Source organism: Pollutimonas thiosulfatoxidans (assembly GCF_004022565.1).
Lineage (GTDB): Bacteria > Pseudomonadota > Gammaproteobacteria > Burkholderiales > Burkholderiaceae_B > Pusillimonas_D > Pusillimonas_D thiosulfatoxidans.
In genome coordinates, this window is the sequence record NZ_CP022987.1 from 876253 (window position 1) to 893591 (window position 17339).

14 protein-coding genes and 1 pseudogene are annotated in these 17339 nt (G+C 62.2%); 10 read left to right on the forward strand and 5 right to left on the reverse strand.

Going from position 1 to position 17339, the window contains the following annotated elements; all coding sequences use genetic code 11:
- Positions 1-77 precede the first annotated feature (77 nt).
- Together CKA81_RS17455 and CKA81_RS04230 are read left to right on the forward strand one after the other, a co-directional pair.
- Entirely contained in the window at positions 78-1019 is a 942-nt protein-coding gene (locus CKA81_RS17455; protein WP_128354193.1) for a nuclear transport factor 2 family protein, read from the forward strand.
- A 44-nt stretch (positions 1020-1063) separates the two neighbouring features.
- Positions 1064-2034: pseudogene (locus CKA81_RS04230) on the forward strand (DMT family transporter).
- Here the strand turns inward: CKA81_RS04230 and recJ are convergent.
- Both recJ and CKA81_RS04240 read right to left on the reverse strand, forming a co-directional pair.
- Complete coding sequence (gene recJ / locus CKA81_RS04235; RefSeq protein WP_128356539.1) at positions 2006-3715, reverse strand: single-stranded-DNA-specific exonuclease RecJ; 1710 nt, start codon at positions 3713-3715, stop codon at positions 2006-2008. The pseudogene CKA81_RS04230 and the gene recJ overlap by 29 nt on opposite strands.
- Complete coding sequence (locus CKA81_RS04240; protein WP_128354194.1) at positions 3697-4644, reverse strand: hypothetical protein; 948 nt, start codon at positions 4642-4644, stop codon at positions 3697-3699. The genes recJ and CKA81_RS04240 overlap by 19 nt, the downstream gene beginning before the upstream one ends.
- A gap of 40 nt (positions 4645-4684) precedes the next feature.
- Here CKA81_RS04240 and CKA81_RS04245 point away from each other — a divergent pair, with 40 nt between their 5' ends.
- The 3 genes from CKA81_RS04245 to CKA81_RS04255 are packed head-to-tail and all read left to right on the forward strand — an operon-like array spanning position 4685 to position 7518.
- Positions 4685-5956, forward strand: coding sequence for a lipoprotein-releasing ABC transporter permease subunit (locus CKA81_RS04245; protein ID WP_128354195.1), 1272 nt, complete (start codon positions 4685-4687; stop codon positions 5954-5956).
- Positions 5949-6665 carry a lipoprotein-releasing ABC transporter ATP-binding protein LolD gene (gene lolD, locus CKA81_RS04250; RefSeq protein WP_128354196.1) on the forward strand — a complete coding sequence of 239 codons (717 nt, stop codon included), beginning with the start codon at positions 5949-5951 and terminating at the stop codon, positions 6663-6665. Before CKA81_RS04245 ends, lolD begins: the two co-directional genes overlap by 8 nt.
- Positions 6666-6699: 34 nt before the next feature.
- Positions 6700-7518 (forward strand): TatD family hydrolase, encoded by an 819-nt coding sequence (locus CKA81_RS04255; RefSeq protein WP_128354197.1) that lies wholly within the window; start codon positions 6700-6702, stop codon positions 7516-7518.
- On the opposite strand, the gene CKA81_RS04260 is transcribed toward CKA81_RS04255, so the two are convergent.
- From CKA81_RS04260 to CKA81_RS04270, 3 genes are read right to left on the reverse strand one after another with little or no spacing between them, the layout of a single operon-like run.
- Complete coding sequence (locus tag CKA81_RS04260) at positions 7515-8486, reverse strand: Bug family tripartite tricarboxylate transporter substrate binding protein (RefSeq protein WP_128354198.1); 972 nt, start codon at positions 8484-8486, stop codon at positions 7515-7517. The genes CKA81_RS04255 and CKA81_RS04260 overlap by 4 nt on opposite strands.
- A 32-nt stretch (positions 8487-8518) precedes the next feature.
- The gene (locus CKA81_RS04265) at positions 8519-8989 is read right to left on the reverse strand and encodes a DUF3237 domain-containing protein (RefSeq protein WP_128354199.1); all 471 of its coding nucleotides are present in this window, start codon (positions 8987-8989) and stop codon (positions 8519-8521) included.
- Positions 8986-10290 (reverse strand): flavin-dependent oxidoreductase, encoded by a 1305-nt coding sequence (locus CKA81_RS04270; protein WP_128354200.1) that lies wholly within the window; start codon positions 10288-10290, stop codon positions 8986-8988. Before CKA81_RS04270 ends, CKA81_RS04265 begins: the two co-directional genes overlap by 4 nt.
- A gap of 138 nt (positions 10291-10428) precedes the next feature.
- Here CKA81_RS04270 and CKA81_RS04275 point away from each other — a divergent pair, with 138 nt between their 5' ends.
- The 5 genes from CKA81_RS04275 (at position 10429) to CKA81_RS04295 (ending at position 17338) form a co-directional block, all read left to right on the forward strand.
- A complete protein-coding gene (locus CKA81_RS04275; RefSeq protein WP_228255783.1) occupies positions 10429-10926 on the forward strand; it encodes a MarR family winged helix-turn-helix transcriptional regulator in 498 nt (165 codons plus the stop codon).
- A gap of 91 nt (positions 10927-11017) precedes the next feature.
- The gene (locus CKA81_RS04280; protein WP_128354202.1) at positions 11018-13498 is read left to right on the forward strand and encodes a DNA internalization-related competence protein ComEC/Rec2; all 2481 of its coding nucleotides are present in this window, start codon (positions 11018-11020) and stop codon (positions 13496-13498) included.
- A gap of 140 nt (positions 13499-13638) precedes the next feature.
- Positions 13639-14871, forward strand: coding sequence for a 3-methyl-2-oxobutanoate dehydrogenase (2-methylpropanoyl-transferring) subunit alpha (locus CKA81_RS04285; RefSeq protein ID WP_128354203.1), 1233 nt, complete (start codon positions 13639-13641; stop codon positions 14869-14871).
- Between the two features lie 2 nt (positions 14872-14873).
- On the forward strand, positions 14874-15965 hold the full coding sequence (locus tag CKA81_RS04290) for an alpha-ketoacid dehydrogenase subunit beta (RefSeq protein WP_128354204.1): 1092 nt from the start codon (positions 14874-14876) through the stop codon (positions 15963-15965).
- A 2-nt stretch (positions 15966-15967) separates the two neighbouring features.
- Positions 15968-17338, forward strand: coding sequence for a dihydrolipoamide acetyltransferase family protein (locus CKA81_RS04295; protein WP_128354205.1), 1371 nt, complete (start codon positions 15968-15970; stop codon positions 17336-17338).
- Position 17339 lies beyond the last annotated feature (1 nt).

Sequence of the window (17339 nt, forward strand, 5' to 3'; positions counted from 1 at the left end):
AACCATATTTGTTGGTTGTTTTGTAGGACTAAGAGGTGGTAAAGTCCACTCTCCAACCCACCATCGAGGAGACACTTATGGACGCAGCAAGCAAGACCGAAGAGGCCGCTGTACGGCAGCGGCTCGACAGCTGGATAGCCGCATTTCTGGCCAAGGATACCGATGCCATCATGGCGCACTACGCAACGGATGTCGTAGCCTACGACGCCATACAGCAACTGCAATTCAAGGGCAAGGAAGCCTACCGCAAGCATTGGGAGGCCTGCATGCAGATGTGCCAGGGGCCAGGCATGTTCGAGGTCAAGGAGGCCGCCACGCATGCGGTGCAGGACTTAGCTGTCGTGCACGCCTTGGTCTATTGCGGCGGTACCGACGATGCAGGCCAAACCCAGGGCGCCTGGATGCGCATGACCACCACTTATCGGCAGATCGGCGGCGAGTGGCTGATCGTGCACGAACACTTCTCGGCGCCGTTCGATATGCAGACCGGCAAGGCCTTGTTCGACATAGCACCCGACAATCAGCAGAAGACGCGCGCTATTCCTTTGGGCATGAGTGCCGTGACGCCCCATCTGGTTTGCGACGGCGCAAGCGATGCCATCGCGTTCTACCAGAAGGCTTTCGGTGCCCAGGAAGAGGGCAGGATGGACATGCCTGACGGCAAGCTGGCGCACGCCAGCATACGGATAGGCGGGGCGGCCATCATGCTGGTGGACGAGTTTCCGCAGTGGGGTTCATTCAGCCCAAAAACGCTCAAGGGCACGCCGGTTACCGTTCATTTGTATGTGCAGGATGCCGATGCGGCCATGAAGAAGGCCGTAGAAGCCGGAGCGAGGGAGATCATGGCCGTGCAGGAAATGTTCTGGGGCGATCGCTATGGGGTGCTGGAAGATCCTTACGGCCACCGTTGGTCGGTCGCCACGCACGTGCGCGACCTGACGCCGGAGCAAATCAAGGAAGGCGCCATGCAAATGATGCAGGATCAGCCCGGGTGCACGGATCAGCAGAAAGCACAGTAAAGCCGGGCGGCTGCCCGTAGGTTGCGGCTAAGCGATAATGGCGCATGACTCGTACTTCTCAACGCCTTGCCGCCTATGGCTGCCTGGCGCTCAGCATGTCCCTGGTCGGCGCCTATGTGGCGCTGACCAAACCTCTGGCCGTGGTGCTGCCTGTATTCCTGCTGGGCTGGCTGCGTTTTGGCATAGGCGGCGTCGCCATGCTGCGTTGGCTGCGCAAGCCGGCAAGCGAACAACCCTTGTCGGCGCGCAGCCGCGTGCTGATTTTCCTGGAATCGTTTTTAGGCAACTTTCTCTTTACGCTGTGCATGATCACCGGCGTGAGCATGACCAGTGCCGTGTCGGCCGGGGTGATCATGTCTTTCATCCCCGCGATGGTGGCCTTGATGAGCTGGATCTTCCTGAAGGAAGAGATAGGACCGCGAGTCTGGGCCGCCGTGGCTTGCGGGGCACTGGGCATAGGCTTGCTGTCGCTGGCGCAGGTGGACCCCAGCGCCAGCCAGGCGGCCCTTGAGGCGACCGAGGGGGATCAGCCCGCGCATGGCTGGGTAATCTGTTGCTGTTCGGGGCGGTTATTTGCGAGGGAGCCTATGCCGTCATTGGCAAGAAGCTGACACGGGTGCTTAGCCCCAAGCGCATCAGCGCCATCATCAATCTCTGGGGCTTTGTGTTGATGACTCCGTTTGGCTTGTATATTGCCCTGGATTTCGATTTTTCGAGCGTTGGGGCCGATATGTGGCTGCTGCTGGTCTTCTATGCCTTGGCGGCCAGCGTCTGGACCGTGTGGCTGTGGATGACGGGATTGAAGTCGGTACCGGCGTCGCGTGCCGGCGTCTTTACCGTGATGCTGCCCATCAGCGCTGCGCTGGTGGGGGTGCTGGTGCTCGGTGAGTCGTTGACCGGCACCCAACTGGTCGCTTTTGCCATCGCCCTGGCCGGGCTACTGCTGGCCACGCTTCCGGCCGGGCGGCGCGGCGAAACGTCAGACGCTATTCGGGCGCGCAGGCGTACTCGATGATCAGTTGCGCGGTCACCATGCCATTCCAGACGTTCTGGTCCAGCCGATAAGCCGCATCGATGTACTCGGGCAGGGCGTCCGCGTGGTTGAACCAGATGGCGTCGAAGCGTTGGTGTCCGCGCTCCAGATTCAGCTTCAGGTGTTTTTCTTTCAGCAGTCGTTGCTGACGAACACGGAAAGTATCCCTGAAAATAGGGGCTGGGAAGCCAGCGCCCCAGACTTGCTGTTGCAGCAGTCCGGCCACGTCGGCATTGGCATAACCGCTTTCCAACGAACCGTCGGTCTCGATGATGGGATCGAAACTGGCCCGTCCGCATAACTCTTTTACCGCAGCGTCGAAACCTTCCAGGAAAACCTCATAGGCGTCTTCGCGCAGCGTCAGCCCGGCCGCCATCGCGTGCCCGCCAAACTTCAGGATAATGCCGGGGTGGCGTTTGGAGACCAGGTCGAGCACATCGCGCAGATGTACGTCCGGAATCGAGCGTCCCGACCCCCGCAGTTCGCCGGCATCCGAGCGGGCAAAGGCCAGCGTGGGACGCCAATAGGTTTCCTTCAGCCTTGATGCCACCAAACCGACCACGCCCTGGTGCCATTCGGGATGGTAAACGCAGACGGTTGCGCCGATAGTGGGGCTGGCCGCCTCCATGGCCGCCAGCGCTTCCTCGCGCATGGTGGCCTCGATCCCACGGCGTTGTTGGTTCATCGAGTCCAGCTCGCGGGCCAATTGCAGAGCTAGTGCCTCGTCGTCGGTGGTAAGGCAGTTGATGCCTATGCTCATGTCGGCCAAGCGCCCCGCAGCGTTGATGCGGGGGCCCAGCGCAAAACCCAGGTCGAATCCACTGGCCAGTCGCGGTTCGCGCCCGGCGACGGCAAAGAGGGCGCGCAGCCCGGCCTGCATCCGTCCGCTGCGCATCTTTTGCAAGCCTTGCGTCACCAGCAGACGGTTATTGGCGTCCAGCTTGACGACATCGGCGACGGTGCCCAATGCGACCAGATCGGCAAGTTGATCCAGCCGCGGCCCGCCGTCCGCGGGGTAGACGCCGCGTTGGCGAAACTCTGCCCGCAGTGCCAGCATCAGGTAAAAAATAACGCCCACGCCGGCCAGGTTCTTGGAGGGAAACCCACAGCCTGCCTGGTTGGGGTTGACGATGGCCAGGGCGCGGGGCAACACCTCGCCCGGCAAGTGGTGGTCGGTAATCAATACGTCGATGCCGGCCGCGTTTGCGGCCTCTACGCCATCCACGCTGGCAATGCCGTTGTCCACCGTAATCAGTAAGTCGGGCCGGCCCGCATGGTGCTGCACGGCCAGATCGACCACCGCAGGCGAGAGGCCGTAGCCGGTCTCGAAGCGGTTGGGCACCAGAAAGTCGACGATCGCACCCATGCTGCGCAGCGCGCGCAGACCCACCGCGCAGGCGGTGGCGCCATCGCAGTCGTAATCGGCCACGATCAACAGGCGCTTGCCGGCCTGGATCGCGTCGGCGAGCAGCGCGGCGGCGACTTGTACGTGGGTTAGCTGGCCCGGTGGGATCATGGCTGACCACACCAATTTCGTTTCGCTGGGGTGGCACACCCCGCGCGCGGCCCAAAGGCGGGATAGCAAGGGGTGTATGCCGGCCGCCTCAAGAATACGGGCGGCTTCGAAGTTTGCCGGCCGTGTGCTTAGTTTGGGGATGACCACCAGTTGCTCCATGCGTTGCGGCTGACAGGCAGCCATTGTCTCCATCGTGCCGGCTTGCTCAATTGCACGATGCGGTCGCTTCCCGTCAGTATCAGTTCCGGCATCGGCTGGCCGGACAGCGGCCGGAAAACGCGTGCTTCCAGATCCTTTAGCGCAGCCAGCCATCCGCCCCAGTCGTGCGTCGTGCTGTAAGCCAGCAGTTGAGCATGCACTTGCGTATCAGGGTCGGGGGCTGCGGGGGTCAACTGATCGGGACGTGCGCCGCCAAACAGCCAGAGACTATTCACGGGCATCTGCCCCAGTTCGTATCGCGCCTGATTTGCCGGGTGATCGAACCATAGCATCTGTACCTCGTTGACCAGGCGGCGCCAGGGGCGGTCTTCCAGGCCTTGAGGCCACCAATCGTTGACCGATGTCAGGCTGACGAGGACGGGGCTGGCCACCACGGGGCTGTAACCATCGGGAAGATCGATGCGCCAGTGCTGCAAACTGCTGCGATGCAAGCCGAAGCCCACCTCCGCAAACAGCGGTTCGGCGGATTCGAACAAGGCTACACTCTGCTCAGGCGTGATGGCCAGGTCGGCCGCCGGCAACAGTGCGGCGCCGTCGCGCGATGGCGATACATGCACCAGTTCGACCATCCACACGGCTTGTTCCGGCGGCACGTTGGCGCGCTCTGCGGTATCGTGCAAGCGTAAAGGGCCCAGGCCTGTGGCAAAATTCTGGCCAGGTTCGGGCTGAAAGCCCTGCTCGCGCAGTTGCCAGGTTTCGTAGGGTGTGCAGCCTGTTTGCGCCGGGTCGGCGGGTGTGCTGCGGGCGCGGCCCAGTTCCAGCCAGCGCGCCAGGGTAGGCGCGTTCTCGTGCAGATAAGAGGTCAGTTCGCCAGCCTCGCGCGGGTCAGGCAAGGCGCCAGGTAGTACGATTCGCATTTCCGAATTGTAGTGTTAACGGATAACGGTGGCTTGAACGATGTCTTATGAATTGTGGATAGGGGCCCGATACGCCGGCCTGGCGCGATCCCGGCGACGTACGGGCGGGGGCGACCGCTTCGTTTCCTTCATTGCAGCCAGCTCCATGGCGGGCATCGCCCTGGGTGTGGCGGCGCTGATTATCGTGCTGTCCGTGATGAATGGTTTCCAGACCCAGGTGCGCGACCGCATGTTGTCGGTATTGCCGCATGTCGAGCTTTATGTGCAAGGCATGGCGCCAGAGCAGGTGCTGGCCGAATGGGAGCAGATTGCCGCGATCGCCAAGGAGAATTCCCAGGTTAGCGGTGCCGCGCCTTTCGTGGCAGCACAAGGCATGATTGTTCGGGGCGATGCGCTGACCGGTGTGCAGGTGCGCGGTGTCGACCCAGGTCGCGAGGACGCCGTGTCCGACGTAAGCGGCCAGATGATAGCGGGGCAGCTCGACGCGCTGAAGCCTGGCAGCTATGACATCGTTTTGGGCAACCAGGTGGCTGGCATGCTGGGCGTGACTACCGGGGACACCGTTATGGTGTTGGCGCCGCAGGGGTCGATCTCACCGGCCGGTTTTGCGCCGCGCATGCGCCAGTTCACCGTCAGCGGCATCTTTTCTTCTGGCTACTACGAGTTCGACGCCTCGCTGGCTTTCATCAACTTTGAAGATGCCGCCAAGGTGTTCCGCGATAGCGGCAGCAGCGGCGTCAGACTGCGCATCCAGGACATGCAGCAGGCGCCCCGGGTCGCCCATGAACTGCGGCAGGATTTACCGTCCGTCGTGCAGGCTCGCGACTGGACCGAGAATAACCGCACCTGGTTTGCCGCCGTCCAGACCGAGAAACGCATGATGTTCCTGATTCTGGCGCTTATCGTGGCTGTGGCTGCTTTCAATTTGCTGTCGTCGCTGGTGATGGCCGTGAAGGACAAGCGGTCGGATATCGCCATACTGCGCACCCTGGGTGCCACCCCGCGTGAAGTCGCCCGTATTTTCCTGGTGCAGGGCTCCTTGATAGGCGTCGTGGGAACCCTGGTGGGCGTGGGCCTGGGCATGCTGGTCGCCTATAACATTGATGTCATTGTTCCTTTCATTGAACGGCTGATGGGTGTGCAGTTCCTGCCCCAGCAAATTTATTTCATCAGCGAGCTGCCATCCAACCCCCAGATGGACGACATCATCATCATTGCCGCCACGTCGTTGATCCTGTCGCTGTTGGCGACTTTGTATCCCAGCTGGCGCGCGTCCAGTCTGCAACCGGCACAGGTACTGCGCCATGATTGATACCCAAGTAAAGCATGCGCTGTCGGCGCGTAACCTGGTCAAGACCTATCAGGAAGGCGGGCAGGAAATCCGCGTGCTGCGCGATGTCAGCCTGCATGTGGACCAGGGCGAGATGGTCGCCATTGTTGGCGCTTCGGGGTCGGGCAAGAGTACCTTGCTGCACACCCTGGGCTTGCTCGATCAGCCCACCTCCGGGACGGTATTTGTCGACGGCGTATCTTCCGAAGGCCTGTCCGAATCCAAGCGCAGCCAGTTGCGCAATCGCAGCCTGGGCTTCGTCTACCAGTTCCATCATTTGCTGGCGGAGTTTTCGGCGCTTGATAACGTCGCCATGCCTTTGATTGTTCGGCGCGAGAACCGCAATCGGGCTCGCGAACGGGCCCAGGAAGTGCTGGAGCAAGTGGGGTTGGCACAGCGCATGGATCATTATCCCGGCCAGTTGTCGGGCGGCGAGCGTCAGCGTGTGGCGCTGGCCCGTGCCCTGGTTACCCGGCCCACATGCGTGCTGGCTGACGAGCCCACCGGAAATCTGGACCGCTATACCGCAGAGAGCATGTTTGACCTGCTGGTGCAGGTGAATCGCGACTTCGGTACGGCTTTTGCTATCGTCACCCATGATCCGGCCCTGGCCGCGCTGGCGCATCGCCGCCTGTACATGGACAAGGGCCTGCTGGTCGACGCGGAAACACCTCCTTTGCCGCAGACTTAAGCTGCGCTTGTACGGGGCGCTAGCACGAGGACTTATGCTGATAGACACCCATTGCCATCTGGACGCTGCCGAGTTTGATGCCGACAGGCCAGCTGTGATTGGGCGGGCGGCGAACCAGGGCGTGGGGGCCATCATCATACCGGCCGTGGCGCGCAGTAATTTCGATGCGGTCTGCGACTTGGCGCATTCCTTCCCGGGCGGCGCCTATGCCTTGGGCATCCATCCCATCTGCGTACCGCAAGCCCAGCTGTCCGACTTGGACGCGCTGCAAGCTCGCATAGAGCAGGCGCTGGACGATCCGCGCTTTGTTGCCATCGGCGAGATCGGCTTGGATTATTTCATCCCGGCGCTCAAAGAGCCGGCCATGCGCGAGAAGCAGGAAGTCTTTTATGCTGCCCAGCTTGATCTGGCCCTGCGCTACCAACTGCCGCTATTGCTGCATGTGCGGCGCTCGCAAGATATTTTGTTGAAGCATTTGCGCCGCCGGGCACCCATAGGCGGGATAGCGCACGCCTTCAATGGCAGCTTCCAGCAGGCCGAGCAATTCATCGACCAGGGCTTCGCATTGGGCTTTGGTGGCGCCATGACTTATACGCGGGCGCTGCAGATACGGCGCCTGGCCAGTCAGGTAGAGCTGGCGCATATAGTGCTAGAGACCGATGCCCCGGACATACCCCCGTCCTGGCTGGGCCGGCCTGGCGGACCGGTACCGCGCAACGAGCCTGGCGAGGTGGCGCGCATTGCCGATGCCTTGGGCGAATTGCGCGGCATCTCTCGGCAAGAGGTGGACCGCGCAACGGCTGCCAACGCCAGGCGGGTACTGCCGCGCCTGGCTGCTGCTATAACTGCTTAGTTGATCTTGAAGCCCGTCTTTTTTACGACTTCGGACCAGCGGCGTTGTTCGGACACCAGCAGGGATGACAGATCTTCGCGCGAAGATCCCACGATCACGAAGCCGCTGTCCTCCAGCACTTTCCGGACTTTTTCGGCCTGCAACGCTGCAATCGTTTTTTCGTTAAGTACGTTTAGCGCCGCGTCGGGAGTTCCTTTGGGAGCAAAGAATGCGAACCAGGCGCCGAAATCAACGTCGGGCATCCCCAGCTCTTTGAATGTAGGAACCTGGGACAGCATCTTGGCCCGCTCTGCGCCCGTGATTGCCAGCGCGCCCATTTTTCCGCCCGCCAACTGCGGTGCAGCCATGGACGTCGTGACGAAGGCCCCTTGTACCTGACCGCTCATGATGGCGGTGACGGCATCGCCGGTGGAGCGATAGTGGATGGGTACGATCTTGAAGCCGCCAGCCTCGGCCAGCATCTCCGCCCCAAAGTGGCCGGGCGTGCCGGCGCCAAAGGTGGCGATGTTGAATTCGTCCGTGCTTTCTTTTGCAGCCTTTACGAATTCGGCCAGGGTTTTATAGGGAGAGTCGGCCGGCGTCACCAGAACGAAGTTCGTGCGTACCGCTTCGGTGATGGGCTCAAATTCTTCTATCGGTTTGTACGAAAGGTTGGCCGTAGTTTCAGGCGAAATGCTGATGGAGCCGACTTCGCCAAGAAGTATGTTGTAGCCGTTGGGTGTGCCGCGGGCAACGGAATACGCAGCGATCTGCCCACCGGCCCCCGCCTTGTTTTCCACGACTACGGGTTGACCCAGTTCCTGCGACATCTGATCGCCCACCGTCCTGGCGACGATGTCCGGGCCAGTACCTGCCGGGAACCCTACAGTCAGGCGTATGGGCTGTTCAGGAAAGGCGGCGAAGGCCGTGCTGGCCGCGAAGGATAGGGCGGCGGCGAATAGCACGCGGCTGATGGACTTGAGTTTCATGTGGGAAGTCTCCAGGTTTATTGTGGGTAGTACTAGCGGACGACAAAAAAGTTAAGTTCAACGCGATCGGGATAGCGCGCACCGGTTCCAAGAAATAAGTGGGTGTTCAACCAAGCGAGCCTGGGTGCCGCCGTCTCGAATCGCGGGATGCTTCTGAAGTAGATGCGCGCCGGGTCCACGGGCAGGCCCTGGGCCAACAAGCGGATGTCTTCCTGCGACCCGGTCCGGATGCCGGTGTTCTCGACATATATCTGTTCGCCTTGATCGGTTTCGATGACATAGCGTGCATGGATATCCGTATAGGTCGGCGAACTGATCAACTGGAAATCGGCGCCGCCCGGCAGAATACGTCCGTTGAATACCGGCCCCGAAACCGTGCCGCCGGTAATCGGTATGACACGTCGGTTTCCAAATGGGGTCGCACCCACTTCCTGTGGCGCCGCGACCTCGACGGTAAGCGTTGCCAGATGCTCCACCGCAGGTGGTGTATGGATAGCCGTCATGACTGTTTTTCCTGGTTGGTGGTTGCGGGCGCGGCCTTGCCGCCAGATGACTGCGATGCCTTAAGGGCTGCGGGGTCGAATCCTGCCAGCCGCTTGTATTGCAGCGAGATCTCTTCCAGCTCTTGCTGCGGCACGACATCATGGATGTGCGCAAAGCCGGCAGGAGCCCGCTCGTGCGCGATTTGCATGACTTGCTCGGGTCCGTTAAGACGGTTTTTCAGTACGATGCCTGCCGTTACGGGCAGACGTTCGGCCTCGTACTCTTTCAGTGCCAATTCGGTGCTGCCGCCGCGCCTGGCATCCAGCGCCACTAGCCGGTCAGCTACACAACGGGCGTCCAGGATGGCCTGTGCCGAGCCGTTGGAACCTATGGGATACATCGGGTGTGCGGCGTCGCCCAGCAAGCTGACCCGCTCATGCGTCCATCGGGGCAAGGGGTCTTTATCGACCAGCGGGAACTCGTAAATGGCCTCGGCGCCCCGGATGATGGCCGGGATGTCGATCCAGTCCCACTTCCAGGTGGCGAACCGGTCTTCGAATACCGACGCGCTGACCTGGCGGTTCCAGTCCATGGGCGGGCGATCGGACTGGTCAATACGCAGCTCGGCTATCCAGTTGATGCGCGAACGGCCGTCCCGGCGCAGCGGCTCAGAGATGGGGTAGCAAACGAATTTCTGGTCTTGATGGCCAGCCATGAACATGGTCTTGCCATCCAGATAAGGCTCCGCGTCGGTGATGGCACGCCAAAGCATGCGTCCGGAGAAGCGCAATTCGTCAGCGGTGGGATAGAAGAAATGTCGCACGGCGGAATGGATGCCATCGGCGCCTATCAACAGGTCGGACCTGACCTCGTCAACGCTGCTGCTATGGCGATTACGGAAGCGTGCTGTCACGCCCTGGCCATCTTGCTGGAGCGACTCGAAGGCCATGCCAGTATGCAAACACTGTGCGCCCAGGCGCCGAACGACCTCGTCGGCCAGGGCCAACTGCAGTTCGCCGCGATGTATCGAAAGCTGCGGCACGGGGTATCCGGCCGCCAGCCCGCGGGGCTCTTGCCAGATGGGCTGGCCATGCACGTTGTAATAGTGCAGGGCGCTGGTGTGTATGGCGTGTGCGGTCAGGGTGTCCAGCATGCCGATCGCTGTCATCTCGGCCACCGCATGCGGCAACAGATTGATGCCGACGCCCAGCGGCTTGAGCTCGCGCACGCTTTCGAATACCTCGCAGTCGATGCCGCGCTGATGCAGCATCAGCGCTAGCGTCAGTCCACCGATTCCGGCGCCCACGATCGTTACTTTCACCAGCCATCTCCCTGCGTCGATTATTTGTTATGCATCATAACAATATGGTCTATCCCCCCGCCTATCGGGATTTACCCCAGCCTATGAGGCCGACGGCAACTCGGTTAACGTTCGTTTTTCTCCCAAGTGAATACGGTTGTGAGCAAGCGAATGAATACGGGCGAGGGCGACCCGACAGTGCCGGGGCCCAGTCAGCGGCTTAACGCCCAGGTGGCCGGCGTTGATTACGGCGTGCTGGACGAGTTGGTCGGCTATGCGCTGCGCCGCGCGCAGATCCGAATTTATCAAGACTTCCTGGAAACCATGGCAGCGTGGTCGATCACGCCTCCGCGCTTCTCCGCCATGACATTGCTGGATGCCAACGCCGGCATGAAGCTGACCGAGCTGGCCAACGCCATGGGCATCGCCCGATCCGGCGCCGTGCAGGTCGTGCACGCCCTGGAGAAGCTGGGCCATGTGAAGCGTACGGATTCTGCCGTGGATCGCCGTGCGCATTCACTGGCCTTGACAGCTTCGGGCACGGCGGCACTGCGCAGCATCCGTCGCGCCATCAAGCAACACGACGAGCGCATCAGCACTCGCTTGTCGGAAGACGAGAAGAAGGAACTGCGCCGATTGCTCGATTTGCTGGGATAGCTCCGTAGATTCCGATGGGGCGGATTTGGCCCCAGCCAGCCGCACCCGAAGCGCTGCCACCTTACGCTGACTGATTTCGGAGCGCGGCGCCATGACCGGGCGTATGAGTTTGCTGGCTTTCGTCACCGCCAGCGGGGCGGTGCATTGCCTGGCGGCCATGCCCGGCCACCCTGCGATGGCGGCAATAGCGCTGGGCGGATCGTTGGTGGCTGCCGTGCTTGGATTTTTGTCTCCGGCGCGCTGGCGATGGCGCATTGCAGTCGTTATGACCTGCGCCGCCGCTGGGTTTTTCTCGACGGTTGCGCGCGTCGATCTGCGGCTGGCTGACCGTCTTGAGGACGGCAATATCAATCAAGTTTCCCGGGTGGTGCTGCGCGTGGCTGCGCTGCCGCGCCTGGGGCCGGATACCCGGCAGTTCGAGGCCCAGGTGTTGTCGTCCCTGCCGGACGGCGTGCCCAGCCGCATTATGGTCTCGTGGAGCGCGCCGCAATGGGCCGGCCCATATGGAAGGGTTAACACGCAGCCCTACGCCTTTCCGGACATCGTTCCCGGTCAGGTGTGGCGTATGGCGTTGACCCTGAAGCCGCCTTACGGGCTGCGTAACCCCCACGCTTTCGATTACGAGGCCTACGCCTTCGCGCATGGCATCCGGGCCAGCGGCAGCGTACGAGGCGTGCCCCGCTTGCTGCATGATGAGCCCTGGGCCAGCCTGCCTGTTGTAGCGCAACGCGCTCGGCACGAGGTGCGCGCCGCCATGCACAGGTTTCTTGATGGCAAGCGCTATGGTGCCGTGCTGCTGGCTCTGGCCATCGGTGACCAGGCCAGCGTGTTGCCGGAAGACTGGGATGTCTTCAACCGTACAGGCATCACCCACCTGGTTTCGATCAGCGGCTCGCACATCACCATGATTGCCGCCATGGGCGGTGCGCTGACTTTATGGTTGTGGCGGCGGGCCCGAATGGGCGGCCGGGCGCTGGCCGAGCAGATGCCGGCGCAATTGGCTGCCGCCTTGGCTGCCCTGGTGGTCGCATGGCTGTACTGCTTGCTGGCGGGCTGGGGCGTGCCCGCCCGTCGCACCTTCCTGATGCTCGCGGTGATCGCTGCCGCCTATGTTGTCCGCTTGCCGGTCAGCGCCTCGCGCTTGCTGTCTGTAGTGGCCTTTGCTGTCGTATTGCTCGATCCGTGGGCCTTGCTGGCCAGCGGTTTCTGGCTGTCCTTCGGCGCGGTCTATATATTGATGGCAAGCAGCACTTGGTGGGGCCAGGCGGCTGGTGGCTTACCGAAAAGCCGGCGTCAGCGCTGGCTGGCTATCGCGGCGATGGCAAGTGGCTTGCAACTGGCCATCAGCCTGGCACTGATGCCTTTCCTGGCGTTTATTTTCCACGAGGTGTCGCTGGTATCGCCTTTGGTCAACGCCTATGCGATTCCGGTCATCAGCCTGATTGTGACGCCGCTGGCCCTGTTAAGTGCTGCCGCGGCCATGGTGCCGGGTTTGGCGCCGCTGGCAGAGCTGGCAGCCTGGGTGGGCCACGCTGCGCTGGCTGCCATCATGGTTCCTACGCTATGGCTGGCGCAATTGCCGGTGGCCACGCTCAAGGTGGCCGCAACGCCGTTGGTTCTCGGCGTACTGGCAGTGGCAGGCATTGTCGCGGCCGCTTTGCCCTATGGCTTGCCGGGAAGACGAATCGCCTGGCTATTGATGGCGCCGGCATTGTTCTGGATGCCCAAACGCCCAAGTGAAGGCGAATGGACGCTGCATGCGCTGGATGTGGGGCAGGGCAGCGCCATCGTCATCCAGACGATGCGTCATGCCTTTCTGTTCGACACCGGTTTGCGCAGCGGCCCCGCCTCTGACACCGGCGCACGCGTGATTGCGCCGTTTCTGCGTACCCAGGGGGTGCACCGCCTGGATGCTCTGGTGGTCTCGCACGCCGATATCGATCACGCCGGCGGTGTGCGTAGTGTGCTGGAAGCCGTGCCGGTGGCGCAGTCTTATAGCGCCTTCGGCCTGCACGCCTATCTGGTGCGCGAAGCCGCCATGCTGGCCGAGGCATCAATGCCACCTATGCCGCTGGCCCAGTCCGGGTGCCAATACGGCATGCGCTGGAACATAGATGGCGTTTCTTTTGCGTTTCTGTGGCCATTGGACGATGCGCCCGCTACGCGCAGCCGCAAGCGCGCGCGGCGCAATGACAGCGGTTGTGTGCTGCATATACAGGGCCGCTACCACGCAGCTTTGTTGCCCGGCGACATCGGCGCACGCCAGGAAGCGGCATTGGTGGAGCGGGGCTTGGCCGATGTGGATATCGTTTTGGCCGCCCACCATGGTTCCAAAACCTCTTCCGCCCCAAGCTTCGTCGACAGCATGCGGGCGCAACATGTGATTGTCCAGGCTGGCCGCTGGAATCGCTACGGCCATCCTAGCCCCCTTATTGAACAGCGCTGGCGCGACAGCGGTGCCACGGTGTGGCGTACTGACCTGGATGGCGCCGTCCAGGTCACCTCAAACGCTGTCGCATTGAAGGTCAAGGCGACACGGCAGTCATCGCCGCGCTATTGGCAGACGCCTTGATGCAAGCTTTGCGCCCGCAGTCAGGGCAGGCCCCAACTTGCAGATTCGACCCTGATCGGCGATCATAGATTCAGCTGCCCACAAGGCGGCCAAGCACACTGAAGTCCCGAAAATTCCACAAGACATTTTCAAAAGCGACCATGACAACTAGCACTCCACTACGGCTGCACGTACCCGAGCCCTCGGGCCGACCCGGACACGCCACTGATTTCTCCTATCTGCGGCTGGCCCCTGCCGGCGCCGTACGCAAGCCAGCCATAGACACTTCCGCTGCCGACACCGCCGATCTGGCTTATACGCTGGTGCGCGTGCTGGACGACGACGGCAAGGCGGTAGGACCCTGGGCCGAAGACATCGACGTCCAGTTGCTGCGCAAGGGCCTGCAGACCATGATCAAGACGCGCATCTACGACGCGCGCATGCTGATCGCCCAGCGCCAGAAGAAAATGTCGTTCTACATGCAGAGCCTGGGCGAAGAAGCCGTAGGGGCGGCCCAGATGCTGGCGCTGTCACCAGGCGACATGTGCTTTCCCTCGTACCGGCAGCAAAATCTGCTGATTGCGCAAGATGTGCCCCTGGTCGAGATGATGTGCCAGCTTTTCTCCAACGATAAAGACCGCCTGAAAGGGCGGCAACTGCCGGTCATGTATTCCATGCGCGAACGGGGCTTTTTCTCGATTTCCGGCAATCTTGCAACCCAGTTCGTGCAGGCCGTGGGTTGGGCCATGGCGTCGGCCATCAAGGGCGACACCAAGATCGCTTCGGCATGGATAGGCGATGGCGCCACGGCCGCTGCGGACTTCCAGACGGCCCTGACTTTCGCGCATGTCTACCAGGCGCCGGTCATCCTTAACGTGATCAATAACCAATGGGCGATCTCCACCTTCCAGGCTCTGGCGGGGGGTGAGAGCACCACTTTTGCTGCGCGCGGCATAGGCACGGGCATCGCCTCCTTGCGCGTTGATGGCAATGACTTCCTGGCGGTTTACGCGGTGTCGCGATGGGCGGTAGAGCGGGCGCGCAGCAATTTGGGCCCCACGTTGATCGAATGGGTCACTTACCGTGCCGGCCCGCATTCCACCTCGGACGATCCTTCCAAATACCGACCGGCCGATGACTGGGCGCGGTTTCCCTTGGGCGACCCTATCGAGCGCCTGAAGCAGCATCTGATTGGTGTAGGGGCCTGGAGCGAAGCGGAACACGCCAGTACCCAAAAAGAATACGAGCGCGAAGTCATTAAGGCGCAAAAAGAGGCCGAAAGCCACGGCACGCTGGCGACCGGCGAAACATCCAGCGTCGCAACCATGTTCGAGGACGTTTACAAAGACATGCCTTGGCACCTGCGCCGGCAGCGTCAACAAATGGGGGTGTGATCATGGAAAAAAAGACGAATGCAGATAACGCCCGCCCCATGACCATGATCCAGGCCTTGCGTTCGGCCATGGACGTCATGCTGGCCCGCGACGAGAACGTGGTGATTTTTGGTCAGGACGTCGGCTATTTCGGCGGCGTGTTCCGCTGTACTGAGGGGCTGCAGGCCAAGTATGGCCGCAGCCGGGTTTTTGACGCGCCGATATCCGAGGGCGGTATTGTGGGCGCCGCCGTCGGCATGGGCGCCTATGGCCTGCGCCCGGTGGTAGAGATCCAGTTTGCCGATTACTTTTATCCGGCAACGGACCAGATTGTTTCCGAGGCAGCCCGCCTGCGCTATCGGTCGGCGGGCGAATTCATTGCACCCCTGACCATACGCATGCCCAGCGGCGGCGGCATCTACGGCGGCCAGACGCATAGCCAAAGCCCCGAAGCATTGTTCACGCATGTCAGCGGCTTGCGCACCGTCATGCCGTCCAATCCCTATGACGCCAAAGGGTTGTTGATCGCGGCCATCGAATGCGACGATCCGGTTATTTTCCTCGAGCCCAAACGCCTGTACAACGGGCCTTTTGATGGCCACCACGACCAGCCCGTAACGCCCTGGTCCAAGCATCCGCTCGGCCTGGTGCCCGACGATTACTATTCCATTCCGCTGGATTCGGCCTCGGTGTTCCGCGAGGGGTCGGATCTTACCGTACTGACCTATGGCACCATGGTCTTCGTGTCCGAAGTCGCGGCTCGCGAATCGGGTGTTGATGCCGAGATCATCGACTTGCGCAGCCTGTGGCCAGTGGATATAGACACCATCGTGGCCTCGGTCAAGAAGACGGGGCGCTGCGTGGTGGTACACGAAGCCACCCAGACCAGCGGCTTCGGGGCCGAGCTGGCGACTTTGGTGCAAGAGCATTGCTTCTATCATCTGGAGGCGCCGATAGTGCGCGTGGCCGGGTGGGACACCCCTTACCCGCATGCCCACGAGTGGGCTTACTTTCCGGGGCCGGCACGCGTCGGCGCGGCATTTCGCGGCTGTATGGAAGCGAGTGCCGGCGATAGCGCCACATGGGAAGCCGCAGCCGTGAAGCGGGGGGCTTGAGCATGGGACAGCATGTAATCAAGATGCCCGATATCGGCGAAGGCATTGCCGAAGTCGAACTGGTGGAGTGGCACGTACAAGCGGGCGACGAGGTCGTCGAAGACCAGATTTTGGCAGACGTCATGACCGACAAGGCCACGGTGCAAGTGCCATCGCCCGTGCATGGCAAAGTGCTGGCGCTGGGTGGCAAGGTTGGCGAGGTGATGGCTGTCGGCGCCGAACTGATACGGTTGCAGGTGGAGGGCAAGGGCAATGCGCCCGCAGCCAAGGCGGTTGATGCAGCATCGTCGAGCGAACAGACGCAGGGCGGCGATTCGAGAACACGCGCGCCTGAACCGGCGCCCACGCCAAGGGCAACAGCGTCTTCGGAGGCGAGATCCGACTCCGGCGGCGGGCCCAGCGCCGGATCAAGCGACAGCGGCGCGGGGCGGGTTATTTTCATGCCTGCTGCCCAGGCGGTATCTGCTGTAAGCGCGCCGGCGCGCAAGCCGGGCGAGAAACCGCTGGCCTCTCCGGCGGTGCGCAAACGGGCGTGGGACCTGGGCATAGAGCTGCAGTATGTTGCGGGCAGCGGAGCGGCCGGGCGGATCACCCATGCCGATCTGGACGAGCACCTGGCTCGCGGCCCCGCTGGGCCGACATCGTTGCGACCGGCTGGCGGGTTGGCGCCGCGGGACGACGTACAGGAAATCCCGGTAATCGGCCTGCGTCGCAAGATCGCCGAGAAGATGCAGGAGTCCAAGCGTCGCATTCCGCACTTCACCTACGTCGAGGAAATCGATGTGACCGAACTTGAAGCCTTGCGCCTGCGCCTTAATGAGCGCTGGGGCGGCGAACGCGGCAAGCTCACCATCCTGCCCCTGCTGGCGCGCGCCATGGTGCTGGCCCTGCGCGATTTTCCGCAGATCAACGCCCGTTACGACGATGAGGCCGGCGCCGTCACGCGTTATGGCGCCGTGCATCTGGGCATGGCGGCGCAGACGGAGTCCGGCCTGATGGTGCCGGTCATCCGCCATGCCGAGGCGCTCGACCTTTGGGCATGCGCCAGCGAAATCACCCGCCTGGCTACTGCAGCTCGCAGCGGTCGCGCCTCGCGCGACGAGCTCACGGGTTCCACCATTACCTTGACCAGCCTCGGCGCGCTGGGTGGCATCGTCTCGACACCCGTGATCAACCACCCCGAGGTCGCCATAGTCGGCGTGAATCGCATCGTCGAACGTCCCATGATCGTGGGCGGGGCAATCGTGGCTCGCAAGGTAATGAACCTGTCCTCGTCGTTTGACCACAGGGTGGTGGACGGCATGCACGCGGCGCAATTCATCCAGCAAGTGCGTGGTTTGCTCGAATGCCCCGCCATGCTGTTCGTTGAATAGG